Here is a 25,506-nt window from a genome sequence, read left to right on the forward strand (position 1 = left end):
CTCCCTTTCTCCACTGATAACTGACAACTGACAACTGTACGGGCGGGTTTTGAACGAAGATGATGGCTTTAGCCGTGAATTAGCTGGCTAAACCCGCCCCTACGACAACTAATAACTGACAACTGATAACTGACAAGAGGAAATACAGATGCAATTACCACTAATACTCAAACCGATCGCGGTAGGTGCGATCGCCGTTAGTATGGGCATTATCGGTTGTACGCAACAGACAGGGCTGAATGCCCAGGCAGAACCTAACATTGCTCAAACAACTCAAACAGCACCACCAGCAGGACAAACCGAACAACGGGAACCTGACGTACCTTACGTGCCTACACCTCAAGAAGTTGTGGATGAAATGCTCAAACTGGCAAAAGTTCAAAAAGGAGATGTCCTCTACGATCTAGGTAGCGGTGACGGACGCATTCCTATTACTGCCGTGAGAGAATATGGCGTAAAAAGGGCTGTAGGTATAGATATCAATCCCGAGCGAATTGAAGAAGCGAACGAAAATGCAAAAAAAGCAGGCGTGAGCGATCGCGTGCAATTTCTCAATCAAGATTTGTTTAAGTCCAATTTCAATGAAGCCTCTGTCGTGACGCTGTACCTACTACCAGATATTAATGTCAAACTGCGACCCCAGTTATTCAAACAATTGAAACCTGGTACTCGGATTGTTTCTCACGATTTTGACATGGGTGAATGGAAACCCGAGCGCACGGTACAAGTACAAGGACCAAACCGGACTCACACCCTTTATTACTGGGTCGTTCCTGAAAAACCACCAGCTAATTTACAGGGGTGAGGAGCGAGGAGTGAGGAGTGAGGAGCGAGGGGTAGGAGAGTGGTGCGTGAAATACTTACAACTTATGACTTTTTCCTTGTTTCCCTTGTCCCCTTCATCCCTGCTCCCTACTCCCTACTCCCTGCTCCCTATGAAATACGCAATACTCATAACTACTTTAGTCGCCCTGCCTACGGCGAGTTGGGCGCAGTCTGGACGAGCTGGGGCAGATGTGGAAGCCTTGGTGAAACTTGGTCCTAGAGTGGCTGGTACGCCAGTTATGGCAAAGGCAAGTGACTATCTAGAGGCAGAGTACCGCAAAGCTGGCTACACAACTCAAATTCAAACTTTTACCTACTCCCGATTTGAGGATTTAGGTTCGAGTTTGACGGTAGGTAAGACCAAAATTACAGGTTTACCCCTAAGTGGATCGGTTGCAGGTAAAGTTGATGCACCGTTAGTAGTTGTACCCAACATCGGACGACCGGAGGATTTTGCTCGGGTTGATGTTAAAGGCGCGATCGCAGTTGTCCAAAGAGGAGAAATTCGGTTTTCCGAAAAGGTACAAAATGCCAGTACTGCGGGTGCGGTAGCCGTGGCAATTATTAATGACAGACCGGGAAAACTCGCGGCTTCTCTTGGTGGTGGAGTCAGTAAAATTCCTGTTTTGGCTTTATCTAGAGAACAAGGCTCTGCTTTACTCCAAAGTTCTCAAACCAAACAGCCAGCTAGCTTACATGTTAATACTCGGCAACGTCAAGTTACTGGACGTAATGTAGTAGCTCATCTACCTGGTATCGCCAAGCCTCAAATACTCCTGGGCGCTCATTACGACTCCGTATCAGGTGCGCCAGGGGCAAATGACAATGCTTCTGGGACGGCTGTTGTTTTAGAAATTGCCCGCAGAATCTCTAAAACTCCCTTAGCAAACCAAACTTGGTTTGTGGCTTTTGATGGCGAAGAAGACGGGTTACATGGTTCTAAAGCTTTCGTACAAACCGCCCAACCACAGTTTATCTCTAGCCTTAAGGCAATGCTAAATTTTGATATGGTAGGCGTAAATTCTAGTCTTCGCGTGAGTGGTACACCTCAGCTCACAGCCCGAGTGAAAGCAGCGCCAAGTAGGTTATCCACTTCTGAATCTTACAGTGGTAGCGACCATGCTTCCTTCGCAGTGGCAAAAGTGCCAGTTTTATTTTTTCACCGAGGGCGCGAGCCTAACTACCACACGCCAAACGACAAGCAAGTAGACTCAAATCTACTCGATGAAACTGTCAGCGTAGGACTAGAGATTGTCGAGCAATTGCTTTGAAGTGTGGGCTGTTAATAGTTAATGGTTAATGGCAAATAACCATTAACCAATGACAAAAGACCAATCACAAATGACCAACAACAAACCTACAATGTCTCAGAATTCTGTTGTGAAAAAGTCAGTAACTTATTTATCTTTAATATTTATGGGGGCTGCGGGTAGTTTGTTAGGAACCCAGCTATTACCCAACCGACCGGAGTTAATCCCACCATCAGTTGCTCAGCTCCCGGCTCAGGTTCCTAGCGGAAACATTAACTTTATCGCTAACGCTGTAGATCGTACTGGTGCAGCGGTTGTCCGCATTGATGCAGCACGGGCTGCCAGAAGCGCTAGACAACCTGGAGCTAGGGTCGTGCGGGGAACTGGTTCGGGCTTTATTATTAAGCCGGATGGTTTAATTTTGACAAACGCTCACGTAACTGGTGGAGCTGATACTGTCAACGTAACGCTGAAAGATGGACGCAAATTTACTGGTCGGGTCTTGGGTAGAGATGAATTGACAGATGTGGCTGTAGTGAGAATTCAAGCCAATGATTTACCTACGGTAACAGTAGGCAACTCTGACAACCTCCGACCTGGAGAGTGGGCGATCGCGATCGGCAATCCTTTAGGATTAGATAATACCGTTACTGCTGGAATCATCAGTGCTACAGGTCGTTCTAGCAGTGATGTAGGCGTTCCCGACAAGCGCGTCGGTTTCATTCAAACTGATGCGGCGATTAATCCCGGTAATTCTGGCGGACCCCTATTAAATCAGCAAGGTCAAGTTGTGGGAATGAATACAGCAATTATCGGCGGCGCTCAGGGGTTGGGTTTTGCGATTCCGATTAATCGAGCGCAGCAAATTGCCGAGCAACTGGTTGCTAAAGGGAGAATCGATCGCGCCTATTTAGGGGTTCAAATGGCAACTCTCAACGATGAGATTCGAGAAACCCTAGCCCAAGAATCAAATGGTGATGTCACTATCTCTGCTAGCCAAGGGGTAGTCGTCTTAGGAGTCGAGCGCAATTCTCCTGCTGCTGCTGCGGGTATCCGTCCTGGCGACGTGATCCAGCAAATTAACGGGCAACAAGTAAAAACTGCCGATCAAGTGCAGCAAGCAGTAGAAAATAGCCAAATCGGTGTCAATATCCCGCTGGAAGTCAGTCGCAATGGCAGAAATATTCAGCTCTCGGTAAGAGCGGGTGAATTTCCTGCAAGCGCTAGCTAAAGGATGCATATTAGGTATGGGGAGCAGAGACGTTCCACGCAACGTCTCTACACCTCCAAAATATTTTCCTGTCCCTTAAGTATGGATAATCTGCCCAATCCCAACTGGTGTTATCAAGTTTTAGAAATCTCCCCAACGGCGACGGCGCAAGAGATTAAAATGGCTTATCGCCAGCTGGCGCGGAAATATCACCCCGATCTCAATCCAGGCGATCGCACTGCGGAAGATCGGTTCAAACTAATTGTCCAAGCATACCGCACCTTACTCACCGTCCAATCGCAGCCATCTTCCAGCACTTCTACAAAAACTACACCACATCCAGACATCACTTCTACTTACAGTACAGGTGGCGTGCGCTTCCATGTCAAGCAACGCGATGCCTCCGGCGGTTCGCGAAGCGACCTTCGCACGCCTCCCTCTCCTCCCCTCTCTTCAGAAGAAAAGTTACTCAAATTGAGTACGCTTAACCAAATCTACACTTTACTCAAGCGCCAGAATTTTCAGCAAGCGGTAGACATAGCAGAAAAGCTAGCTATCCGCTTTCCCAAAGATCCAGACGTGCAACCGTGGCTGGCTATAGCTTATCATCGTTGGGCAAAACAGATGATCTCGCGACAACAGTGCGATCGCGCTAGAATTTACCTCAAAAAAGCTTTGCAAGCCGATCCTCATAACCAGAAGTTATGGCGAGAAATCGAGCGCGATTACAAAGTTATAGAACGCCAGTTAATGTTTTGATCAGCAGAGCCATTGACTGTATCAATATTAATGACTTCATTTCGTAGCCAAATTAATATCTAACTGTCACAGTCATGTCACATTCATTCACTATCTTATAAATGGCTGCAACGAGTAAATGAGTTACTCCTCACCCTATCCTCAATTCAGCGAGTAAATAGCCTCTCCATATTTTGGAGAGCTTTTTTTATGTAATTCGCGCTGGGCTGTCTTCCTCTACAAGTCTATAGTCTTTAAAACTCAGGAACAAACAGTTCTCTCTTATTACCTGCATAGTGGCGATAGATAATTTCAGGCGAGTTACCCACCAATCGAGCTACATCTTTGGCATCTAATCCATTCTCTAGGGCAAGCGTGATGAATGTATGCCTCGTTTGGTATGGCTTGCGATAGTTGATATCTAAACCTGCTAAAACAGTTTTCCAAGCGCGATTTCGGAAATTGTGAAAGTCAATGTACTTTCCCGCTGGGCTAGGGAATAGCAGATCGTCAGGTTTTGTATTCTCTGGTTTAATACTGCTTAAAATCGCTTGAACTTTAGCATTACAGGGAAATCGCCGCTTTTCCTGAGTCTTTAGTCCCTGCTTCACTGCTAGTCCTTTTTCTGAAACCGTGACTGCTTGCTCAAAACTAATGAATTTAAGATCGCTGGTAACGTGTTTCCATTGCAGCGCGATCGCTTCAGAAGGTCTAGCGCCTGTATTAAACAGGAATTCCACCAGTGGCGCGTAGAATTTATAGTAGCGATCGCATCTAAATGCTTGAATAATTTTGTCTCGCTCAGCTAGGGAGAATGGATCGATATCATCTTCTGCCTTCTCGGGTTTGGGCAGCTTAATCTCACCAGCCATACCGTAGAATGGATTTTCTGCAATCAGTCCTGACTTGACTGCCCACTGACAGCAAGAATTAAGTGCCACGATAAATCGCTTAGCTGAATTAATCGGAATAGTTTGCAGTACGCAATCTCGAATGTCATTAGCTCGATCTAAATCGTGAGTGGGTAGCCTCTTCAGATAACTAGAGTAGGCATGGTACTGGTTTTTCATCGTGCTAGGCGCACATTGGAGACGCTTCCACTCAACATACTTGTCCCAAATTTCCGCTAAGTTAACTTTTGGGGTAAAAATTGGGGGAATTGGGGTAACAGTACTGAGTGCTGACTTTGGTTTGTATTTTTCTAAGGTTTGGTCGAACCGCTCGTAAAGAATCTCTTTCTCAATTTCACTTGCCTTCATTTTTGCTAGCTTTTGATACTGCGAAGTATCAGGAAAGCCAGTTGATAAATAATGCCGCTTACCTCCGTAACTGAAGACTAGTTGCAGGCGGTTGTTAGATGACTTTATTTGTACGGAACCTTTAAAAGCCTTACCCGCTTTTCTATTGGTCTGCATGGGGTAATCTGACTAGGGGTAAATATTTATACTCTATCGCTTACCCCAATCTTACCCCAATTCTTGCCCCAAACCTGCCCAAAATATCCCAAAACACCATATCAACTGGATGTTAACATGGCTGAAAGATATAAGTTATAGTGCTTGTAGAGTTTAAAACTTAGAAAGCCGATGGCGGGATTTGAACCCGCGACCGCTCGATTACGAATCGAGTGCTCTACCACTGAGCCACATCGGCACTGCCAAACCTTTATTATAGTATCAAAACTTTGATGATAGAGCAAAATCCTAAAAATCGCCAAGACAAACGGTTTACTCCAGAACAATACGCTCGTTTAAAAGCAGAAGCTGCTGCTCCCTATCGAGGATTGAGAAAATTTATCTACTTCTCTTTCGGAGCATCGGGTTTAATTGGCGCTGTTATCTTTTTAGCTCAACTAGCAGCGGGACAAAATGTCAGTACTGCGTTACCTAATTTTGCTCTCCAAGTAGGAATTGTTGCCTTGATGATTTTCCTCTTTCGTCTGGAACGAGGGCGAGCGAAGTCGTAGTTAATGGAGACAAGGAGGACTTAGGGGACATGGGAAACTCTTAAACTTCAAAATTCTAAATTCCCCTCACTTCTCACTCCTTCTAAATAAATTTGGAAGAAATACTCAGGATTATCTGTTGTCAAATGTATACTATTACTCGTTTTGGCAGCTCGGCGGCGCGATCGCCCTGGTAAACAGACCGCTCTTTAAAGAAAGTTCAAGTTCCTTCACAACTCTCAACAGTATCGTAGAAAAAATAAAGAAAACATTAGAAAAGTCATAACTTCAGATAGAGTTTGTCATACTATATACATGGTTCAAACGGGGTCAGCTTATATAAAGACCCTGACTATATCTCCGCTAACTCAAAGGGGTCAGCTATAAATATATAAAGACCCCACTGTATATAAGAAGCAAAATAGCGCCAGCACTCCGACAGGAATGCTGGCGTTGTTAGTTTGTTATCAGTTGTCAGCGATCGGTGAACGGGGTGTAGGGTGTGGGGTGACAGTGACCAGTGACCAGTGACCAGTGACCAGTGACCAGTTATTTTTCTCCCTCAGCAACCTTGCGCTTCGCGACTCTCTCTTCTTCCCGACTCCCGACTCCCGACTCCCGACTCCCCGATCTAGGGTAGGCTAACCAGATAGGGTGAAGGAATCGCTTTAGCACGTCCGGCGTTCACGAGTGCTTGATAGACAAAAGCAGCAACCTCAGCACGGGTAGCCTCGCGATTGGGATTTAACTGAGTGGGTGTAGGATAGTTGATCACCAATTGTTTCTGAGTGGCAGCGGCTACGGGTTGAGTGGCGTAGTTGGGAATTTGAGCTGCGTCAGTATAAACTGCGATCGCGCTAGAATTATCGGCACTCAATTTCAGACCGTTTGCCAAGGAAACCAGCGCTTGGACTCTGGGAATTTTCTGCTCGGGTTCAAATAAATTGCCAGGATAGCCAGCCACAAAACCACCTTGATATGCCGTTTGGATTGCTTGATAGCCCCAATATTTGCGCTGAACGTCTTGAAAATTAACGGCTGGGCGTTGTCCTTTGGGCGTAAAGGCTTTGCTGACAATTGCAGCAAATTGGGCGCGGGTAACTGGTTCATCTGGCTTAAAAGTGCCATCAGGGAAACCAGCAATAATATTTTTGGCAGCTAAGGCTTCAATATAAGGCTGCGCCCACAAACCTTTGATATCGCGTAGAGCAAATTGAGCAGGAGTAAACGTGACTTTGCCAGAAATACGCTTGGGATCGATATCGTTACCAATTGCAACCAGAGCGTTGCTCCGCGTAGCATTGTATAAGTCATAGCGCTTGTTACCGCGAATCAGATTTTGTCCGGCGCTATCAGCGGAACCAATATCGGGTTGAGCGTTGACAGTGGCGACAACTCCATCGCGATCGTTATTTTGAATCACGTTATTGCGTAGAATCGGTTGAGCCGCTTCGGAAACATAGATCCCGTCTTTGTTTTGTTGAATTTGGTTATCGCTGACTAAAGGTGATGACGTACCACCAATTGCGAGTCCAAAACCCGTAGCTTGAAAGACGTTGTTGCGAATTTCTCCCTGTGCCGCCCGTGCTACAGAGATTCCATTACCACCATTTTTAACGAATCGGTTTGCTTCTATTTTGGGGCTAGCCGTTCCAGTCACAAAAATACCGTCTCGATTGCTGTTAGCAAAAGTACTGTTCGTTACCGTAGGATTAGTTGATTCAATCCATAAGCCCGTGCCGCGTGTATTAGTGTTAGTCACGGTGACACCACTAATTGTTGTCTCTTTCTCGGCACGAATCGTGACGTTCTGTCGGGCAAAGGTAGGGCTGATATACTCTCCACCACCATTGATGATGATATTCTCACCTTTAGTTGCTTCATCACCGCGCAGCGTCACGCCAGATTTAAGCGTGAGGGGAAAGGTTTCTCCAGTTTCGCTAGTATAGTTACCAGCAGCAAGTTGAATGACCGTGCCAGGTTCGGCTTGAGTCAAGGCAAAGGTAATAGTTTTGTAAGCAGATGCTTCGCTCGTACCAGCACCAGGAGTATCCGTACCGACTTCGGGATTGACGTAAATAACTTTGGCAGTGATGGGAGCGGCAACAGGAGGTGTAGTTTGAGCTTGAGCGTGTACGATAGAAGTATCTGCTAGTGTAGCGATGGGGATCGTGCCACTGGCAACTAACAGTAAGGCGGTTAGTCCAGTTCGCCAAGGAAATAACGAGCAAACCAGCGGTTTGACGGACGAAGCGTGATTGGCAGACGAGAAAATTGGAGAATCTTGGCGTGTCATACTTGTAGGATTTGTCATGTGCTGACGATCTGCATCTAGTAAGACAAGCGATCGCCAAAATAGCACAAAAATTTTACTTTTATTAACACTTTTTTTGAACGAGTTCGCTTGTCCTGAGATTTGAGCTGATGACACGTACTACTGCTACTATGTTCCGCAATTTTTGATAAATCTTTCGCAGAGTAGATAGTACCTGCTTTACCAAACTCGGTTAGTTGTGAGAAACAATCTTGTAGGATGAGTCTTAACTGAAAGCAACCGTGCTACCGTGTTGAAGTTAAAACAATTAAAACAACTTAAATCTTAACTTTCAGTTAATGTACTTATTTTCGTTGTCGCTGCACTATACAATTGCCTCCTTAGTAAGTGCGGCAATTATATTTTCTAGCACCTACGTTTTTGCAGCCGAACGAGTCGTACTCAAGTACCGAGTTTTTCGCGAAGCAATTGCAGTTGAGGATTTAACAAAGTTTGGACGCACTGGGGAAATGTCACCTGCTCTACGGGTAAATTTGGCATTAGCTCGACAAGATCCCCAGACAATTCGCCAGTCCCTTACAAATACAGTAACGGTCGATCCAATCTTGTTAGATCGAGTTCTCAACAATGCTGTAGGAGAGTTGTTGTTAGATGAGATAGGAAAAACCGTTCATCCACCTGCGCGCCAAGCGAATCGACAAGCTCTACGCGCTGCCATGACCTTATCTGCTCGCGATCGCCAGCTCTCGCTGCTGGAAATTCTCCAAAACTACCCAACAACAGATGTGGAAGTGGAAGGCGATCGCCTGGAAGCCGTTTACAGCCAACTGCGTCGCCTAGAAGGAACTCTGAAGAATTTTTTGAAATAGTCGCTTTTTCCCTACTCCCTAATAAGCCAAAGTTTCCAGCGTTTCGCGCAAATATAGACTAACTTGACGATCGAGGTTCACCTCTTGCAGTTGGCGATCGCCAGACATCTTTTCTAACCGCCAGCGCTGAAAGCCGGAGCTAGCAGCGATCGCGCCTTTTAGTTCGTCCCAGATTTGGCTATCTTCGGATCTGCTGGTGTCTGTAGCTGGATGAGCCATGTTTCCTCATTCCTTTACTTGAGCTGTTACTTGAGCTGTATCTGTTTGAGAGTTGGTGAGTTGGGGCAAGATGCGGTTAACTTGCCAGCCAACAATCGTAAAGTCGCGCGCTATTCTTTCTACAGGATAAGGTTTTGCCTTAGAAAATTCTGTTTCGCTAGTAACGAAAACCCGTGCCACGCTGACAGGGATTTGCAGAAATAGATTGCTTGCTAAAAAGGCAATACTAGCTACCAACAATCCTAAGCCTCGCCATTGTGGTGGTAAGGGTATGACATTTGCCGCGATCGGCGCAGTACGATACAACAACCATAATAGCCCTACTAGCAATACTGCTACTATCATAGCCAGCAGGCGATTGGAAGTCGTACGAATTAACCTGAGAACTTTTCTTTGCTGCTCGTCGAGCTGAGTTGGTTTTTGTGCGACTCCCAGCACGGCAAAGATCAAAAAAGGACGCGATAGCTGCATCCACAGAACGGGTAAGACTCCGATCGCTGCCACAATTGAGAATTCTAACCACACAGGCAAGATGGGATCGCCCACAGCCAAGCCGAGCCAGCACAACTGCAACAGAATCGGCAGCGTTGCCAACCCAGCTAGGTGAATCCACAAAAATGGTTCGGAGCGAAATGATTGCATAGTTTTCAAGATGTCAAGACGTGCGATCGCACGTCTTAACAGTGCTACCTCGTAAGCGTGCGGCGTTTTGTCACCATTTGATAGGCTTCGACGATATCGCCTTCAACCCAATCGTTGAATTTATCAACGCCAATACCGCATTCGTAGCCGGAATTGACTTCGCGGGCATCCTCTCGCATCCGCTTGAGAGAATCTAAAGCACCTTCGTAGATCACCTTACCACCACGACGCACCCGCAGCTTGCAGTTACGCACGAGCTTGCCCGACTGCACGTAGCTACCAGCCACCTTACCGCGACCGACTGGGAAGACCTGGCGGACTTCTGCCTGACCGAGAGGTTCTTCTACCAATTCTGGCTCTAGCATACCTTCTAGGGCAGCTTGAATGTCTTCCAGCAGTTTATAGATAATGTCGTATTCTCGAACATCTACCCCTGCTTCGTCGGCTGCTTGTCTAGCACCGCTAGCAAGCGTGGTGTTGAAGCCGATAATCACGGCGTTACTAGCTGCTGCCAAGTCGATGTCAGTTTCAGTGACTTCTCCAGGTGCAGACAACAACATCCTGATTTGGACTTCGTTTTGTGGCAGTTGTTTGAGCGCCCCGACGATCGCTTCGACGGAACCTTGGACATCTGCCTTGAGGATCAAGTTGAGTTCCTTCAACTCGCCTTCCTGAGCCTGTGCGGATATGGAAGTTAGGGTCGCGCGTCCTTGCAGCAAGCGGAACTGACGTTGTTTCTCTGCCCGTTCGTTAGCGATCGCTCGTGCTTCTTTCTCGACGAGATACACCTCGAAATCGTCTCCAGCTGCTGGCACGTCGCTCAAGCCCAAGACTTCTACGGCGAAGGAGGGGCTAGCGATATCTACCCGCCGACCGCGATCGTCTACCATAGCGCGGACTTTGCCAAATGCCGACCCAGCCACGAGGATATCGCCCACATGCAGCGTTCCGTTTTGTACCAGCAAGGTTGCGACCGGACCTTTGGCTTTGTCAAGATGGGCTTCAATTACCGTTCCTTTCGCCGTCCGATCTGGGTTAGCATATAGGTCTTCTACCTCTGCAACCAACAGAATCATCTCTAGCAAGCCGTCAAGGTTTTCACCTTTAATGGCGCTGACAGGAACCATAATCGTGTCTCCGCCCCATTCTTCAGGAGTTAGGCTGTATTGAGTTAACTCTTGCTTGACGCGATCGGGTTGAGCGCCTTCTTTATCAATCTTATTGATTGCGACGACAATTGGTACTTCTGCTGCTTGGGCATGACTGATCGCCTCAACCGTCTGGGGTTGAACGCCATCATCGGCAGCAACCACTAAGATGGCGATGTCCGTCACTCGCGCTCCTCGCGCCCGCATCGCCGTAAAGGCTTCGTGACCTGGAGTATCTAGAAATACGACTTGCTGCATTTGCCCGTTTTGTTCGACATCGACGTGGTAAGCACCGATGTGCTGGGTAATGCCTCCAGCTTCGCCCTGCGCCACTTTTGTTTTGCGGATGGCATCGAGCAACGTCGTTTTTCCGTGGTCTACGTGACCCATAATTGTTACGACTGGCGGACGGCGCTGGAGATTTTCCAAGTCTGCCGCATCAAGCATTTCTGTAACCTTACGGGCTTCTGCTTCTGGCTCGGCAGTTTCTATCTCCACACCCAGTTCTTCCGCCACCATTTTAATCGTGGCAAGATCTAAACTTTGGGTAATACTAACTGCTATCCCCTTCATGAACAGAATCTTGACAATTTCTGTATCTGGAGTCGCTAAACTCTCAGCTAGTTCTTGCACAGTGAGATTGCCCATAACGACCACTTTTTCTGGACGTTCGCGTTTCTGTTCTGGTTCGCGGCGACGGTTGTTTTCTCGTGTTTGGCTAAACTTTTTGCTTCTAACAACACTAATGGCAGCAGGCTGCGGCTGTCCTGGGCGAGCTGTTGTTTTCTGTTTTGGCGGACGAGCTATAGACAGGCTAACTTGAATTGGAGTATCGCTATCTCCGTCCTCCTCATCGTCAAAGTCTTCTTCGTCATCCAAATCGACTATAGGCTTGAGACGTTTGGTTTTTACACCTGCCTTCGTTGCCTTTGCGTCTTGTCCTTCGTCTATCTCCTCTTCTTGCCATTTCTTGCCACCTTTACCCACTGGACGCGGCATGGGGCGTTTGAGGATTGGCTTGTCATCCACACCGATCTCGGCGATTTCTTCCGTTCCCGGTAAAGCTTCTGCCCCATCTGGTTTAGAGCGTTCTGGTGCTACGGCTTCGCCTGCCCTCACTGGCTTAGGTCTTTGCAGTTCCAGCACGGGTTTAGGTCTACCTGGCGTGCTTTCCGAGCTAGCAGCTGCTTCCTGCGAACGACGCATTGGTTTTTCGACTCTATCTGCCTTCGCCACTGGGCGATTGGCTGCGCGATCGTCTTGCTCTCGCTTGAGAATTGGTCGCTCCGGTCGTTCCGAGCGCTCCAGGCGCTCCGCTCGCTGTGGTGGCGACGGTGGTAGTCCGGCAGGTTCATCCACACCGTCTCTTGCCCCGGATGGTCTAGGGGGTGGCGTTGACAGCTTGGGTGATTCTGGTGGTCTGGATTTGTTTGTCGGTATTGAATTATCGCCCCGCTCGCTTTGGGTTATAGGCTGAGTTTCTACTGCTTGCACTGGCTTTTGTGCTTCGGGACGGGTTGGCGCTGTTGTCGGTCGCACGGGTGAATTAGAAGCGGTCGGACGAGCTGGAGGTTGAGGTGCTACGGCAACAGATGGTTCTGGGGGGTTAGGACGATCGGGGTTGTGCTTTGGTTTGCGAATTTCCAAGATTTGCTGTTTGTGAGGCACGACAGGTTTTGGTTTAACTTTGTTAGTGGCTGGTTGAGGATGTGCCTTGTAGCTGTTGGCATGACCTTCTCTACCAGCAGTGACAGGGTTGGCAGCTTGTTTTTCTGCTGCTTGTCTGATTCGCTCTGCTTCTTCTTCGCTAATAGTGCTGCTATGACTTTTCACTGCAATATTAAGCCGATCGCAAATGGCTAATATTTCCTTGTTATCCAAATTCAATTCCTTTGATAGATCGTAAATTCTGACTTTGCCGTTGTTCATCCATTCTTCCCCTTGTACCTACCAGCTATAACTGGATGGTTGCCCGATTTACAACATCTCCATCCTCCGATTTTTGTATATTCGTTTACTGTTTGAATTGCGGTTCTTGCCTCCAAATGATATAACAGAGAAGCTTTCTATTTGGCTTAACTCCCTACTTTGCTAGGGTTAGCAGGTGTTAGCGTGCTTTTGTTTTTTGCTTGTGTTTTTTGCTGGCGCTCCAACTTGAGGAAATCCGGTCGCAACTTTTGGTTGTCGATCTACTACTAGGATATTTTGACCCATATATTATTTTGGCATCAAGTTAGGTTTGCAGAAATTACCAGCTGCAAATTCCTTAACCTGTCAATGGGAATGCCGATGTGTTTGTAGGCTTGATACTCGTTCGCTCTTATTAAGTTCAAGGAGTGGGTAAGTATAAGGGGTTGTACATATCGCTGCTATCTGGCTCTGTCACCTGGTTCCGTACCTATGGTTCTGTAACCAGGCGCTGCAATAGAGTCTGATAAAGCACCTCTGAGACTGTCTTGACCTTGAGCGATCGCCCCAAGCGGTTTTTCTTTTGCGCCACTTGTAGACAGCTTGCTTGGGGACAGATGTAAGCAGAACGCCCCATGCCCCGATCTAATTGTAACTCTCCTGAGTCGCGATCGCGGACAATGCGCCAAAACTCCGATTTTAATGCCACGCGACCGCAGCTGATACAACGGCGATAGTTAGGTTTCATCAACAGGAGGGGGACGGGACGGCGAAGAGAGCTTCAGGGGCAGTTACCAAGTCACGAGTCACAAGTCACAGTTCGTTAGTCGCCGATTCTTCTAGCTCCTCAGATGTTTCCAGTTCTTCATCCAATTCTTCGCCAGTGTCATCTACTGTTTCTATCATGTCTTCTAGTTCTTCCTCTGCCAATTCTTCCTCTGCTAATTCTTCCTCTAACTGTGCGGCGGCTTGTTGTCTAGCTGCTGCCGCAAATTTAGCATCTTCAGCAGCGTAATCGTATTTGTCGCGGTCTTTGATGTCAATTTTCCATCCTGTCAAACGTGCGGCTAGACGGACGTTTTGTCCTTCTTTACCAATTGCCAAACTGAGTTGATCTTCTGCCACCAATACATGAGTCTGTCGAGTTTCCGGGTCCATCAACCGTACTTCATCCACCCTAGCCGGACTCAAAGCATTGGCAATATAAGTAGCTGGGTCAGGCGACCAGCGAATCACGTCAATTTTTTCTCCTCTTAATTCGTTGACTACGACTTGAATTCGCGACCCTCTAGCGCCAATACATGCCCCTACTGGGTCTACATCTCGGTCTAGGGTATCGACAGCAATTTTTGTCCGAGGACCGACATGCCTAGAGGGGGGATTAGCTTCCCTGGCAACAGCGACAATGCGGACGACTTCATCCTCTATTTCCGGCACTTCATTCGCGAATAAATACACGACTAGACCAGCATCAGCCCTGGAAACCAATAACTGTGGACCTCGATGCTGTCCCTGCAAGACTTTCTTGAGATAAACCTTAAAAGTAGCATTGGCGCGATAATTATCGTTAGGTAGTTGCTCCCGCTTGGGTAATTCTGCTTCGACTTCTGGCTGACCGAAACTGCTACTAACCGCCATAATCACTGACTGTCGCTCAAACCGTAGTACTCTGGCTTGCAGTACGGTATCTTCTATATCTTGAAATTCCTCTTGGATCATTTGACGCTGCTGATCGCGGAGTTTTTGCGACAAAACTTGTTTTGTCTGCATCGCTGCCATGCGTCCGAACTCTTCTTTATCTGGAGTCACGTCAACTAGCACGGAATCGCCAATTTGAGCTGCATCCCCTGCAAATTCTTGCACGTCTTTGAGGGAAATCTCGTGGTCGGAGTTGGTGACTTCTTCGATAATCGTTTTAGTTGCTAGAACTCGAAAGCCTTGTTCTTCAACATCCAACTCTACTTCAAAGTTGTCAAAATATTCTTCTTCAAAATGCTTTTTGTCTAAATTTTGCGCTCGCCGATAGCGCTCGTAGCCTTTTAGCAAAGCTTCTCTCAGGGCGTTTTGTACCGCATTCCGAGGTAAATTTCGTTCGCGGCTGATGCTTTCAATTAATTCTTTTAGACCAGGTAAGCTAACCATTGACATAATATTTAAACCTCTTGTTTTACAGGGAGCGCACGAGCAGGGAGCAGGGAACAGGAATTAATGGCGAATTGCGAATTGCAAATTGTTCCCTAACCCCTAATCCCTAACTCCTAACCCCTGATTTAGTGGCGCTCGTCCAGTTGTACCCTGGTGATGAGAGAGCGGGGAATGGCGATCGCCCGACCTTTTTGATTCAAAAACACCGCTGTTTCATCGCGCTTAATTAATTGACCCGTCCACTCTGTATGACCTTCATAGGGTTCGGATAAGGTGACGATCGCCGGGAATCCTTTAAAAGAGACAAATTCTCGATCTGCAACCAGCTGGCGCGATATCCCAGGACTAGAAACCTCCAGCACGTAAGCATCAGGAATGACATCTGCTGTATCTAGCGTTGCTTCTAAAGCGCGGCTCATGCGTTCGCAGTCATCTAGTCCGGTGTCTTGCTGTGGATTGCGGATGTCCATGCGCAGCACTGGCGGACGATGGTTTGTATGGAAAACAACATCAACAATCTCCAATCCTAGATCTTCTGCTACAGGCGAGGCGAGTTCAATGATTTGAGGAATTAAGGGATGAGCCATTGTTCAGACATAAAAAAAGCGGGGTTGACACCCACTTCCTGAGAAACAGTAATTTTTCCAGAAAGTTTAAAGGCGAAACAAATCGTTCCGCCCTTACATTTGAGTTTAGCGCATTAATTTAGGGGTGAGGGGCGAGGAGGGAGGAGCGAGGAAAAGAATGTAGTGAGTAGGGTGTAAGGTGTAAGGTGTGGGGTGTGGGGTGTGGGGTGTGGGGTGTGGGGTGTAAGGTGTGGGGTGGGGAGAATTCGGAATTCGGAATATCCCTGCGCTTAAGCAAGCTACGAAAGTGCGGAATTACATTCTCTCTTTGTACCTGAAGTTCCTAGTCTTCTCTGTTTCCTTGTCCTCTTTCGCTCACTCCTCACTCCTCACTCCTCACCCCGCTTTAGTAGCCGAGTTTGTTCCATAATTTGCTCGACATCCTCTTGTGCTAGTCTGCGGACGTAGTTGAGTTTGACTTCTTCTAAAAAGTCAGAAATCAGAGATTGAATGCGTTCTAAGGTATGTTTTTCCTGCATTTGCGTACCTAAAGCTTGGCTGAAGTGTTGAGCTAGCTGGCGGGAAATTTTTGCCCCAACCGGATCTTCTACGGCTTTAACGATCGCGGTATAAAAATTCTGGGTAATGGAGGTCGCTAGTTGCTGGCTCAGCGTGTGGGGTAAGTTGCCAACTCCTGGTAGATTTTGGACGCTGCGATAGAGAGGGGATCGATCGAGGGTGCTTTCGATGCTGTGGCGTAAAATGGCAATGATATCTGGTTCGATTTGGGGGAAGACTTGGTAGACGAGGACGTTGACGACCAGAGAAGCGATCGCCTCAATTTCGTTAATATTATTTAAATCTATGTATGGTTGGCGCTTAGAGCTGGCGGATAGCCAATTTGTTAACTCTCCCCGTCGTACCGAAACTTGTAACTGATTAATCAATTGAATTAAAACGACTTCGGTGATTTCCTGCGCCAAACTAGCGACAAATCCTTGAGTAGCTTGTCGTCGGACTGGTTCTAAATTTAATAATTTTGCTTGGTGCAAGCGAATTGTTACCGGAATAATTCGCAGCCACGTCCAGCGTAAAAAAGGTAACAGCTCGAAGGGAACGATGAGCAGAATGTCATACCATCGCCATAACATCGCATCTCGCCATTTCAAACCAACGTGACGGCGGCTGATGGTAAAAGTGCGAATAAGAAATTCTAAGCTAAACAGGGCGATAAAATAAGAGTCGATGCGCCAGAATTCATCAGTAAATTCGCCATTCTCGCCGATCGCGCGATAATAATTTGTGGCAACTAAAGGGCGGATACTGCGATTGAAAAAGTCAATCTCTTTTTGCCACCCAGCCTTGAGTAGATATTCTCGACTCCAAAAAATATTAAAAGCAGTACGCGAAGATTCTTCACCGATGCGATCGCGCATTCGATTTTTAATTCTTTCTAGCGTCCCAGTCTTATTTGCCAAGGCAAACGGATTAGTTTTGATCGTGTCACTGCTGTAGCGGCGCAGTTGCTCTAACAAGGCTGCTGTCTGGGGTGATTGCAATCCTGTTTGACTCACCTGTTGTTCTAAGGCATTGACTAGCTTTAAATACTGCTGAGTTTCGCGGTGCGGCTCAATGCCTTTAATTGGATCGTAAATTGTTGTAACTTCAGGAATACGGTTGAGGTAAAAATCGCGCCAGGGGACGTAGGTGAAGTCAAAAATGACTAGACCAAAATTTACCGTAGCTGCGATCGCCATTAACCGCTCAAACCACAGATGGAAACGCCGTTTGGAAAAGTCAAAAGTCAAAAGTTAAATGTCAAAAATTAGGAGACAGGAGATAACAGTGGCACTCAGGAATGAAAACTAACTCGCTTTAACTAGTAACCACCAACTACCAATTACCCATTACCCATTACCATTACAACCTTCGCGTCTTCTAGATCTTACCAGTAGTATTAATAACGAATGCGGGGATCGATGGAGGCATTGAGAATATCAATGATGATACTGGCAAGTACGACGATCGTACCAAAAAATACTAAAATCCCTTGAACGGTAGGATAATCGCGCAAGGAAATTGCTTCGTAGAGGCGGTTGGCTAAACCAGGCCAAGAAAATGTCACCTCAGTTAAGATTGCTCCACCTAATAAAGAGGCGAAAGTCAGTCCCATAATCGTAATTACGGGAATTAAAGCATTTTTTAAAGCGTGGGCAAATAAGATCCGTCGTTCGGGAATTCCCCTAGCACGGGCAGCTTCTACATAGTCAGCTTTAAGGGTATGTTTGAGGTTGACGCGAACGATACGCTCGAAAATTCCCGATAGTAAAAGTCCTAGAGTTAGACTCGGCAGCAATAGGTAATAGATAGCGCTGAAAAACTGGGTAAAATTGCCGCTTAATAGACTATCAATAGTGTAGAGTCCTGTAAAACCTTCAGGCGCGGGTATAGAAGTCGGAAAGCGCGTTCCCAAGGGAAACCACCCCAACTGTACCGCAAATACCAACTGCATTAACATTCCTACCCAGAATAAGGGTAAGGCATAAGTGATAATCCCAAATAATCGCCCCCCTACATCTAACCATGAGTTAGGGCGGGAAGCAGCTAGCATTCCGACGCTAATTCCAATAATGAGCGCAAATGCCATGCTAAATACGGCTAATTCTGCCGTAGCAGGAAAGTGCTGTCCGATGGTTTGCCAAACGGATTCCCCTTGAGTCGTAATGGAACTACCGAGATCGAAGCGTAGTAAATTACCTATATACCGAAAGTACTGAATCGGTAGGGGATCGAGTAGCCCCAACCGTTCCCGATATTCTTGCTTGACGCTTTCTGGGGCGCGTCCTCCTAACACAGCGTCGACGGGATCGCCAGGAGTTGCTCTTAACAACAAAAATACCACAGTCACGATCGTCCACAGCATGAGTGGTGTCAGCAGCAATCGAGCCAGAATGTAATATTGCAGAGATTTTGAGCGAGACATATGAGGGATAAGGGAGCAGGGAGCAGGGGGATAAGGGAGAATTAGCGACCGATCGCTGACTTAAGATCGGGGAAGAACGATTAGTCAGCAATATCTTAGATCGGCAACTGCCATTAGTGCTAATATTCCGTCAGAGAAAGGCGATCGCCACGAACTGCTATCTTATGGATAACGCTGCTAGAACTCCAGCTAGGTGCGAACGTGCTAAGTTTTGGCGACAGCCGGAGTTTGGTAATTTGGAGTTACTTAGAGCAACTTATATTACTCATGCTTTCTGCCGACACATTCACGAAGCTTATACTATCGGTGTCATCGAACAAGGGGTAGAAAAGTTTACTTACCCAGGCAAAATGCATTTTGCCCCTGCTGGTACGGTGGTGATTGTCAACCCTGGTGAGGTGCATACGGGAAGTGCGGGAGTCGAGCATGGTTGGACATATCGCGTGTTGTATCCCGATGTGAGTTTATTGCAACAAGCTGCGGCTGAGGCTTTTGTGGGGCGACAGGTTATGCCTTATTTTCCGCAAGCCGCGATCGGCGATCGCCAGCTTGCTCAACAGATATTACAACTACACCAAAGTTTAGAAACTTCGCCGTCGCAGTTAGAAAAAGATACACGCTGGCTGGGGGCGCTAGTGAAACTGATTCAACGTCATGCGGGCGATCGCCCTACACTGAAACAAATAGGTAGAGAAGACCAGCCAATTGTACGGATTAAGTCATATTTAGAATCGAATTATACAGAAAATATTTCTTTAGATCGGCTTGCCGCGATCGCCAATCTCAGTCCGTTTTATTTATTACGAACATTTCGCGATCGCGTTGGTATGCCACCTTACGAATATTTAACTCAAGTGCGGGTGGCAAAAGCAAAAAGGCTGTTATCACAAGGATATGCGATCGCGCAGGTGGCGCAACAAACGGGTTTTGCCGATCAAAGTCATTTAATCAGGCAATTCAAGCGTTTTGTTGGAGTCACGCCAGGGAAGTATAGTCATGCTCTGACTACCGATCGCGGAAATTGACGCACTAAAGCCGAAAATACCGGACAGGGGCGACTGTTATCTAAATTTTCAGGTTTGCTCCAGGTGAAAGGTGCTTTTTGTGCCGCAGAAATCCACAGTAACCGTTTGGCGCGAGTGATGGCGACATAAAGTAAGCGAAACTCTTCTGCTGTCTTGAGTTGTTTTGCCTGTTCCCACGCCGTAGCAACATCGGGTAAGGGAAATTGTTCGTGCAAGGCAGCACGGATTTGGGCGCGGGCAACTTCTGCAACGGTGAAATCTCCCAAAAAATGAGCTTGAGGTAAAACGCGCAGATTTCCAGGAATTGTATTTTCGTGTAAAAACGGAATGAATACGCAGTCCCAATCCAATCCTTTAGCTTTGTGCATGGTAATAATTGTCAGTTGCCCAGGACGGGTATAACGTGCCTCGGAATCTTCCGCGTCCACCGCTTCAAATCGTTCTGAATTGACAATTTCGCTCAGCACTATCAGCATTGCAGCCAAATTATTGTTGCCATTACCAGCAAGTTGTTGCTGCACTCGTTCCGCTAGCTTATCTGCTGTCGCGAGTTCTGCTTGGTCGTAATTCAGAGTTAAGGCAAGAAAGGAAATTAATTGATAGGGAGGTAACTCCATTCGAGCGCGGAGCAGGCTGCGGCACAAATGACTTGCTTTTTGAGCTGGTTCGGGTTGAGGTGCGTCTAAAGGACCAGGATATAGAAATTGTTCGGGAATGGTTGCCAGCGCATTCAAATCTTGCGGTTGGATTAACTGACGCTGTACCAAAACTTCCAAGGCAGCTTTGAGATAGTCGGGGGAGTGGGGACGGTCGAGGAATTGCAGCAGCGCCAGCACTTCCGCTGGAACTTGAGAGTGGCGATCGCTTTCCGACACCTCATACACTACGATATTATGCTCTTGGCAAATCGGCGCGATCGCTTCAGCCAGCCATCGTCCCTGTCTGTTTTCTCTGACTAAAACAGCCATCCGCAGACTGTTCGGTGTTTCTGTAGTGGGTGTTTCTTCATTCGATCCTGCTTGACATAATGCCACTACCCGCCGACCGATCAATTCTGCCGTGTGATGAATATCGCGAGGCGTATGCAACTCCAATCCCCCACCAATCGGCGCAGGATTAGCATCCGGCTGTGGGTCATCTAAGCTAACCGGATGAATTGTTTGCTCTCGAAATGGCAGTGGTGCGTGGCTAGTGGTTAGTGGCTGGTGGCTAGAATTGCTCCCTTGTCCCCCTTGTCCCCTTCTTCCCTGCTCCTTACTCCCTGCTCCCTGCTCCCTTCCATTCACCCACCCCAACATAAAGTTAGCTGCGGCAATGACAATCCTAGTACTGCGTCCTGCCATATCCATCGTTGCCAATCGTTGTTGCTGCTGGCACTCTTCGCAGAAGCGACGAAAATAAATTGGGTCGGCAGGGGTAAAAGTAGAATTAATTGCTTGGTTGGGGTCGCCAACTCGAATTAAATTTGCTGGTAAATCTGGGTTTTCTAGATCTTGTGCCAGAATTTCTAAGAGTTTGGTTTGCAGGGGTGAAGAGTCCTGAGCCTCATCTTCAAATACGGCAAAAACTTGCTTTTGTTCGTTGCGTCTGGCGCTAGGATTTTCTAGTACCCGTAGCGCTGCCAAAATCATGTCGTCGTAGTCGATTAAATCGCGCGATCGCATTAAATTCTGATACTGTTCGTACAATCCGGCAGCGACGGTCAAGATTTCATATTCATCTGTTGCCTGTTCGCCCAACACTCGCAACTGTTGCGGTTGGTAGCCAGAGCTTTTCGCTTCGTGAATGACTAAATAAGCTAATGCTGGTAGGACTTCTGTCCGCAATACCGACTGTCGCCGTAAGCGTTCTGTTTCTTCGCCATCAAATTGCCTACCTTCGAGTAACCGAGAATACAAGCGGGAATTAGCAGCAATCCACTGTTCTACACAAGTCCGAATCAAGCGGTGGCTCTGATTAGGCGTGATTAACGTCGCGTTATCCAACGGCAGTCCCGACAAGTCAGGATAGCGGCTGGCAATATTCAGCGCCAAACCGTGTAGGGTATTGACTGTGAATCCTCTTGGTGGTAAAGATAATTCTTCTCGTAAATACCTGCGAATCTTGCCTTTAATGTTTGCTGCCGCAGAACGAGTAAATGTAACAACTACGATCGCACGTTTGGCGTGTAATTGATGGCGGGCGATCGCAATTGCCGTTGCTGCTGCCATTCCCGTCGATTTTCCTGCCCCTGGGACTGCCGAGACTGCCAACTGTCCCCCCTGCCAATCTGCCATTTGTTGCTGTCCTGGGCGCAAGCTGTTGCGGAGCTGTTCCCATTTGGCGGGAGTCGGGAGTCGGGAGTCGGGAGTCGGGATGGATAGTTGGTCAGTGAGGTTGGCTTCTGGCATAGGGGATGCGCGGATTTTGGATCTCGATCCCCCTAGTCCGCCTTTAACGGCAGGTGGACTCATGCCCCTTTGTTAAGGGGTTTGGAGGATCGACCTTCTAATCGTAATTTTTCAATATAAGCCTAGATTGTAGTTGGATGACAAGTGAGATGACAGTATTTGTAAAGGACGTAGCGATCGCTTTTGCCATGCGATGAGAATAGGAGGGGTGCGATCGCTTTTTGTCTTAAGGTTGCAATAGGTTATTGCATCGAGAGTGATTCATTTGTTGTAGACTTGAGTAGCGAAAACAATGAATTATGTTGTAACCAAACACATAATTTTATATTTGCCTCGTCATTTGGCTGCGGTTGATATTCGCCACTTTGAATTGTCTCTTTTAGAGGGCTTCTAAATCTTAATGTATCTTTTATAAGCTCTTCAAACATAGCTAATGGTAGTAGTAGGATATCCTCTACTTCTACATCATCTTCATTGAAAAAAATAGTCTCAAATCTAAACTTATATCCAGCCCATCTAATGGTAGGCAGTCTATCTACTGCTGCCTTCAAGTTATCTATTATGCAATTATACTGTGGATGAGGATTTTTCTGTCTGTGTTCTATCCACCAGTAAACATTGTGCCTAACAAAATACTTTCCATTGTCATTAGCACAAACCTCCACTTCCACACCATCCACAGATAAAAACTGGCGGCTCATTACTCTAACTTCACCTTCTGGCATTGGTTCTAATTCCTCCCACGGTTCAACTTCAACAACATTCTTATTATTCCCTTGACAAGGCTGAAGTTTGCTAGCAAGCTCTAGGGGGATCGGATCTTCCTCCAAAGCCTCCAGACTAGAGAATTCTTCTTTAAAATCTGGTGAGTTTTCTATCAGTATTTCTAACTGCTGACTACTAAAAGCCATCAGCTCTACACCAGCTACAGTTCTGCGAGTTGAATCAGACATCACATTGACTAATTCCTGAGCTGGGGTTAAATCTATTCTTATACCTTTGTAATTCGTTTCCCAATATCCAAATTTGCCAAGGGATTTAGGCTCTGTATGATATTTTTTCCACTTCAACGAACTAGCTTTTTTATTAATATTTTTTAAAGCACTTCTTATACCTCTTGATACACCGCGTCTGCCGTAGACAGGATAGAACAGATATATTGTTGGAGGTTCTTCACCAGAAATTGAGTCAAATCCAAATATCATTGTATTAAACTTAGCTAGCTGTTGAAGACTTTGTTGTAATGCTGTCTCAACTGAAGTTATCCTTCTAATCGGTGCAACTACTTGTGACCAATTTAGCGGTGGTTTATACAACTCAATAAATTTAGTTTCAAGATTTGAAAGAGTATTTATATCGTTATTACACTTGAGCCAGCTAATACTGATTTGATTTTTTCGATTCAATCTTTTTAATTGTCTAAATCGATGATGTTCTCTCCACCTAGCAACTAAATTCACCGTTCTACCAATATAGAGGATTTGCCCTGTACCATCAGATACAAAGTAGATGGCTGCATAACTAGGTAAATTATCTTTGTTTAGTAAGTAGACTGATGGCAATTCAGAAAGTTGAATATCTTTTATTAGCATTGTTTCAACACCAAGCTTGACTGATGCAATACTAAATATAGTTAATGCTATTCAAGTAAAAAAACTATATTTTCCTCAGTGTAATTAGTATAAATTAAAGCATCAAGTCAATACAAGCTACTGAGTTGATGTAAGTAGTTTGTAGGTGCGTTATTTAACACACCCTACTTTAACGTGTGGTAATACCCCTCCTAATAGGGCTGATGGTAGTTTGTTAGGATGAAAGTCTAAAGTGTCAGTAAATCCTCAACAAGGACGCTCAAGCCCGATGATGCTATCGACGTATCCGAGTAGCCTACTGCTATCGAGAGAACTGCCTAACCTGGACTATAAATTAAAACGCGATCGCTTTGATGAAACTTGGGAAGCACCCCTTGCTACCCTACTTGGTTTAGGACGAGCAGCAGGTGCAGATTTTGTAGAATTTTTCTTGGAACGAGTTAACTATATTAATTGTTTAGCAGAAGACGACACGATCGCCAGCATCTCCCCCAGATTATCGACTGGTGCAGGGGTGAGAGTGTTTCGTGGTAAAGCTGATTGCTACGTCAGCACCAACGATTTAACATTTAACGGACTCAAAGCCGCTTTAGAAAAAGGACTTTCAATTTTGGGGTTGCAACTCCCAGCACCCAACGCCTACATCCCCGCCATCAATTTAGAACTGCTGCGAGACTACGCCACGACTAAAGGTAAAGATAGCTGGTTTGCTAGCTGTAGTTCGATCCGCGAAATGGGAGAAGTGCTGCTGGATGCCAACCAACAGTTACAACTCAAAGCCAACCACATCCAATCAAGACGCGCTACTTATTTCCGTGACTGGCAAGAAATTTTAGTTGCCTCCAGTGATGGCACGTTTGCAAGAGACATTCGCTTGACGCAATCGGTAGGATTTAACCTATTGTGTGCGGATGGCATCCATCGGACATCTATCGGACAACGGGCAGGTAGCACTAGCGATCCTAATTTTCTCAGAGCGTGGGATTACAAATCAACTGCCGAGGAAGTGGCAGAATCGGCAGGTAAGATGTTATATGCCGATTACGTAGAATCGGGTACGTATCCAATCGTGATGGCAAATCAGTTTGGTGGTGTCATCTTCCATGAAGCTTGCGGACACCTGCTGGAAACCACCCAAATCGAACGCAAAACCACTCCTTTCGCCGACAAGAAGGGTGAAAAAATCGCTCATGAAAGCCTGACTGCATGGGATGAAGGACTTTCCGACAGTGCTTTCGGCACGATTGACATGGACGATGAGGGAATGCCTGCCCAACGGACATTATTGATCGAAAATGGCATTTTGAAAAACTTCTTGAGCGATCGCGCTGGTTCCTTACGCACCGGACACCCCAGAACGGGTAGCGGACGCAGACAAAGCTATACCTACGCCGCCGCCTCGCGGATGCGCAATACTTATATCGCCCCTGGAAACTATACCAACGAAGAAATCTTTGGTTCGATTGACAAAGGAATCTACTGCAAGAAGATGGGTGGTGGTAGCGTTGGCGCGACGGGACAATTCAACTTTGCGGTTGAAGAAGCTTACTTAATTGAAAATGGCAAAATTACCAAACCCCTCAAAGGTGCTACCCTCATCGGTGACGCGCAGGAAATTATGAATAAGATTTCTATGTGTTCTCAGGATTTGGGATTAGCGGCGGGTTTCTGCGGCTCCGTTAGCGGTAGTATCTACGTTACTGTCGGACAACCTCATATTAAGGTAGACTCGATTACCGTTGGTGGAAGATAAGAATTTTGTCGCGCAAAGACGCG

20 protein-coding genes and 1 tRNA gene are annotated in these 25,506 nt (G+C 46.6%); 8 read left to right on the top strand and 13 right to left on the bottom strand.

Translation table 11 applies throughout. The annotated features are described in order from the left end of the window. Positions 1 to 148: 148 nt before the first annotated feature. The 4 genes from N4J56_RS07590 (at position 149) to N4J56_RS07605 (ending at position 4,044) form a co-directional block, all read left to right on the top strand. Positions 149 to 805, top strand: a complete 657-nt coding sequence (locus tag N4J56_RS07590; RefSeq protein WP_015152623.1) for an SAM-dependent methyltransferase — start codon at positions 149 to 151, stop codon at positions 803 to 805. Positions 806 to 935: 130 nt separating this feature from the next. Further along, entirely contained in the window at positions 936 to 2,096 is a 1,161-nt protein-coding gene (locus N4J56_RS07595) for a M28 family peptidase (protein ID WP_317105909.1), read from the top strand. A gap of 49 nt (positions 2,097 to 2,145) precedes the next feature. Then, on the top strand, positions 2,146 to 3,306 hold the full coding sequence (locus N4J56_RS07600) for an HhoA/HhoB/HtrA family serine endopeptidase (protein WP_317105910.1): 1,161 nt from the start codon (positions 2,146 to 2,148) through the stop codon (positions 3,304 to 3,306). Positions 3,307 to 3,387: 81 nt separating this feature from the next. After that, complete coding sequence (locus N4J56_RS07605; RefSeq protein WP_317105911.1) at positions 3,388 to 4,044, top strand: J domain-containing protein; 657 nt, start codon at positions 3,388 to 3,390, stop codon at positions 4,042 to 4,044. A 233-nt stretch (positions 4,045 to 4,277) separates the two neighbouring features. On the opposite strand, the gene N4J56_RS07610 is transcribed toward N4J56_RS07605, so the two are convergent. Beyond that, positions 4,278 to 5,438 carry an Arm DNA-binding domain-containing protein gene (locus N4J56_RS07610; RefSeq protein ID WP_317105912.1) on the bottom strand — a complete coding sequence of 387 codons (1,161 nt, stop codon included), beginning with the start codon at positions 5,436 to 5,438 and terminating at the stop codon, positions 4,278 to 4,280. 166 nt (positions 5,439 to 5,604) lie between these two features. Further along, positions 5,605 to 5,676, bottom strand: a tRNA-Thr gene (locus N4J56_RS07615). Between the two features lie 34 nt (positions 5,677 to 5,710). Here N4J56_RS07615 and N4J56_RS07620 point away from each other — a divergent pair. Continuing rightward, a complete protein-coding gene (locus tag N4J56_RS07620; protein WP_317105913.1) occupies positions 5,711 to 5,989 on the top strand; it encodes a DUF3493 domain-containing protein in 279 nt (92 codons plus the stop codon). Between the two features lie 610 nt (positions 5,990 to 6,599). Here N4J56_RS07620 and N4J56_RS07625 read toward each other — a convergent pair. Then, positions 6,600 to 8,264 (bottom strand): DUF1565 domain-containing protein, encoded by a 1,665-nt coding sequence (locus N4J56_RS07625; protein ID WP_410500447.1) that lies wholly within the window; start codon positions 8,262 to 8,264, stop codon positions 6,600 to 6,602. Positions 8,265 to 8,581: 317 nt separating this feature from the next. Here N4J56_RS07625 and N4J56_RS07630 point away from each other — a divergent pair, with 317 nt between their 5' ends. Further along, positions 8,582 to 9,112: an alpha/beta hydrolase gene (locus tag N4J56_RS07630; RefSeq protein WP_317105915.1), complete on the top strand. Its 531-nt coding sequence runs from the start codon at positions 8,582 to 8,584 to the stop codon at positions 9,110 to 9,112. Positions 9,113 to 9,130: 18 nt separating this feature from the next. On the opposite strand, the gene N4J56_RS07635 is transcribed toward N4J56_RS07630, so the two are convergent. The 8 genes from N4J56_RS07635 to N4J56_RS07670 all read right to left on the bottom strand — a co-directional run bounded on the left by N4J56_RS07635 (position 9,131) and on the right by N4J56_RS07670 (position 18,723). Further along, on the bottom strand, positions 9,131 to 9,331 hold the full coding sequence (locus N4J56_RS07635; protein ID WP_039715142.1) for a hypothetical protein: 201 nt from the start codon (positions 9,329 to 9,331) through the stop codon (positions 9,131 to 9,133). A gap of 6 nt (positions 9,332 to 9,337) precedes the next feature. Continuing rightward, a complete protein-coding gene (locus tag N4J56_RS07640; RefSeq protein WP_317105916.1) occupies positions 9,338 to 9,973 on the bottom strand; it encodes a low-complexity tail membrane protein in 636 nt (211 codons plus the stop codon). Between the two features lie 44 nt (positions 9,974 to 10,017). Then, positions 10,018 to 13,050: a translation initiation factor IF-2 gene (gene infB, locus N4J56_RS07645; protein WP_317105917.1), complete on the bottom strand. Its 3,033-nt coding sequence runs from the start codon at positions 13,048 to 13,050 to the stop codon at positions 10,018 to 10,020. Positions 13,051 to 13,519: 469 nt separating this feature from the next. Beyond that, positions 13,520 to 13,777 carry a YlxR family protein gene (locus tag N4J56_RS07650; protein ID WP_015157060.1) on the bottom strand — a complete coding sequence of 86 codons (258 nt, stop codon included), beginning with the start codon at positions 13,775 to 13,777 and terminating at the stop codon, positions 13,520 to 13,522. A 65-nt stretch (positions 13,778 to 13,842) separates the two neighbouring features. Then, entirely contained in the window at positions 13,843 to 15,177 is a 1,335-nt protein-coding gene (gene nusA / locus N4J56_RS07655; protein WP_063777327.1) for a transcription termination factor NusA, read from the bottom strand. A 122-nt stretch (positions 15,178 to 15,299) separates the two neighbouring features. Continuing rightward, a complete protein-coding gene (gene rimP, locus N4J56_RS07660) occupies positions 15,300 to 15,761 on the bottom strand; it encodes a ribosome maturation factor RimP (protein ID WP_317105918.1) in 462 nt (153 codons plus the stop codon). A gap of 368 nt (positions 15,762 to 16,129) precedes the next feature. Next, positions 16,130 to 17,497 (bottom strand): hypothetical protein, encoded by a 1,368-nt coding sequence (locus N4J56_RS07665; RefSeq protein ID WP_410500448.1) that lies wholly within the window; start codon positions 17,495 to 17,497, stop codon positions 16,130 to 16,132. 200 nt (positions 17,498 to 17,697) lie between these two features. After that, positions 17,698 to 18,723 (bottom strand): ABC transporter permease, encoded by a 1,026-nt coding sequence (locus tag N4J56_RS07670; RefSeq protein WP_317105920.1) that lies wholly within the window; start codon positions 18,721 to 18,723, stop codon positions 17,698 to 17,700. Positions 18,724 to 18,839: 116 nt separating this feature from the next. On the opposite strand from N4J56_RS07670, the gene N4J56_RS07675 reads away from it, so the two are divergent. Continuing rightward, on the top strand, positions 18,840 to 19,748 hold the full coding sequence (locus tag N4J56_RS07675; RefSeq protein WP_317105921.1) for an AraC family transcriptional regulator: 909 nt from the start codon (positions 18,840 to 18,842) through the stop codon (positions 19,746 to 19,748). Here N4J56_RS07675 and N4J56_RS07680 read toward each other — a convergent pair. Both N4J56_RS07680 and N4J56_RS07685 read right to left on the bottom strand, forming a co-directional pair. Continuing rightward, positions 19,718 to 22,138 (bottom strand): ATP-dependent helicase, encoded by a 2,421-nt coding sequence (locus N4J56_RS07680; protein WP_410500449.1) that lies wholly within the window; start codon positions 22,136 to 22,138, stop codon positions 19,718 to 19,720. The genes N4J56_RS07675 and N4J56_RS07680 overlap by 31 nt on opposite strands. 242 nt (positions 22,139 to 22,380) lie before the next feature. Next, positions 22,381 to 23,730: a GIY-YIG nuclease family protein gene (locus N4J56_RS07685; RefSeq protein ID WP_317105923.1), complete on the bottom strand. Its 1,350-nt coding sequence runs from the start codon at positions 23,728 to 23,730 to the stop codon at positions 22,381 to 22,383. Positions 23,731 to 23,998: 268 nt separating this feature from the next. Between N4J56_RS07685 and N4J56_RS07690 the strand changes: the two genes are divergently transcribed. Continuing rightward, complete coding sequence (locus N4J56_RS07690) at positions 23,999 to 25,483, top strand: TldD/PmbA family protein (RefSeq protein ID WP_410500450.1); 1,485 nt, start codon at positions 23,999 to 24,001, stop codon at positions 25,481 to 25,483. Positions 25,484 to 25,506: the final 23 nt, after the last annotated feature.

It is taken from the genome of Chroococcidiopsis sp. SAG 2025, from assembly GCF_032860985.1.
Taxonomy (GTDB): domain Bacteria; phylum Cyanobacteriota; class Cyanobacteriia; order Cyanobacteriales; family Chroococcidiopsidaceae; genus Chroococcidiopsis.

Excerpts from the sequence above, each read along its gene's own strand:
- N4J56_RS07650 (WP_015157060.1), bottom strand. The coding sequence starts at position 13,777 with ATGAAACCTAACTATCGCCGTTGTATCAGCTGCGGTCGCGTGGCATTA.
- N4J56_RS07685 (WP_317105923.1), bottom strand. The coding sequence starts at position 23,730 with ATGCTAATAAAAGATATTCAACTTTCTGAATTGCCATCAGTCTACTTA.
- N4J56_RS07635 (WP_039715142.1), bottom strand. The coding sequence starts at position 9,331 with ATGGCTCATCCAGCTACAGACACCAGCAGATCCGAAGATAGCCAAATC.
- N4J56_RS07625 (WP_410500447.1), bottom strand. The coding sequence starts at position 8,264 with ATGACACGCCAAGATTCTCCAATTTTCTCGTCTGCCAATCACGCTTCG.
- N4J56_RS07605 (WP_317105911.1), top strand. The coding sequence starts at position 3,388 with ATGGATAATCTGCCCAATCCCAACTGGTGTTATCAAGTTTTAGAAATC.
- N4J56_RS07690 (WP_410500450.1), top strand. The coding sequence starts at position 23,999 with ATGATGCTATCGACGTATCCGAGTAGCCTACTGCTATCGAGAGAACTG.
- N4J56_RS07610 (WP_317105912.1), bottom strand. The coding sequence starts at position 5,438 with ATGCAGACCAATAGAAAAGCGGGTAAGGCTTTTAAAGGTTCCGTACAA.
- N4J56_RS07630 (WP_317105915.1), top strand. The coding sequence starts at position 8,582 with ATGTACTTATTTTCGTTGTCGCTGCACTATACAATTGCCTCCTTAGTA.
- N4J56_RS07600 (WP_317105910.1), top strand. The coding sequence starts at position 2,146 with ATGACAAAAGACCAATCACAAATGACCAACAACAAACCTACAATGTCT.
- nusA (WP_063777327.1), bottom strand. The coding sequence starts at position 15,177 with ATGTCAATGGTTAGCTTACCTGGTCTAAAAGAATTAATTGAAAGCATC.
- N4J56_RS07590 (WP_015152623.1), top strand. The coding sequence starts at position 149 with ATGCAATTACCACTAATACTCAAACCGATCGCGGTAGGTGCGATCGCC.
- N4J56_RS07595 (WP_317105909.1), top strand. The coding sequence starts at position 936 with ATGAAATACGCAATACTCATAACTACTTTAGTCGCCCTGCCTACGGCG.
- N4J56_RS07680 (WP_410500449.1), bottom strand. The coding sequence starts at position 22,138 with ATGCCAGAAGCCAACCTCACTGACCAACTATCCATCCCGACTCCCGAC.
- N4J56_RS07670 (WP_317105920.1), bottom strand. The coding sequence starts at position 18,723 with ATGTCTCGCTCAAAATCTCTGCAATATTACATTCTGGCTCGATTGCTG.
- N4J56_RS07640 (WP_317105916.1), bottom strand. The coding sequence starts at position 9,973 with ATGCAATCATTTCGCTCCGAACCATTTTTGTGGATTCACCTAGCTGGG.
- N4J56_RS07665 (WP_410500448.1), bottom strand. The coding sequence starts at position 17,497 with ATGGCGATCGCAGCTACGGTAAATTTTGGTCTAGTCATTTTTGACTTC.
- N4J56_RS07620 (WP_317105913.1), top strand. The coding sequence starts at position 5,711 with ATGATAGAGCAAAATCCTAAAAATCGCCAAGACAAACGGTTTACTCCA.
- rimP (WP_317105918.1), bottom strand. The coding sequence starts at position 15,761 with ATGGCTCATCCCTTAATTCCTCAAATCATTGAACTCGCCTCGCCTGTA.
- infB (WP_317105917.1), bottom strand. The coding sequence starts at position 13,050 with ATGAACAACGGCAAAGTCAGAATTTACGATCTATCAAAGGAATTGAAT.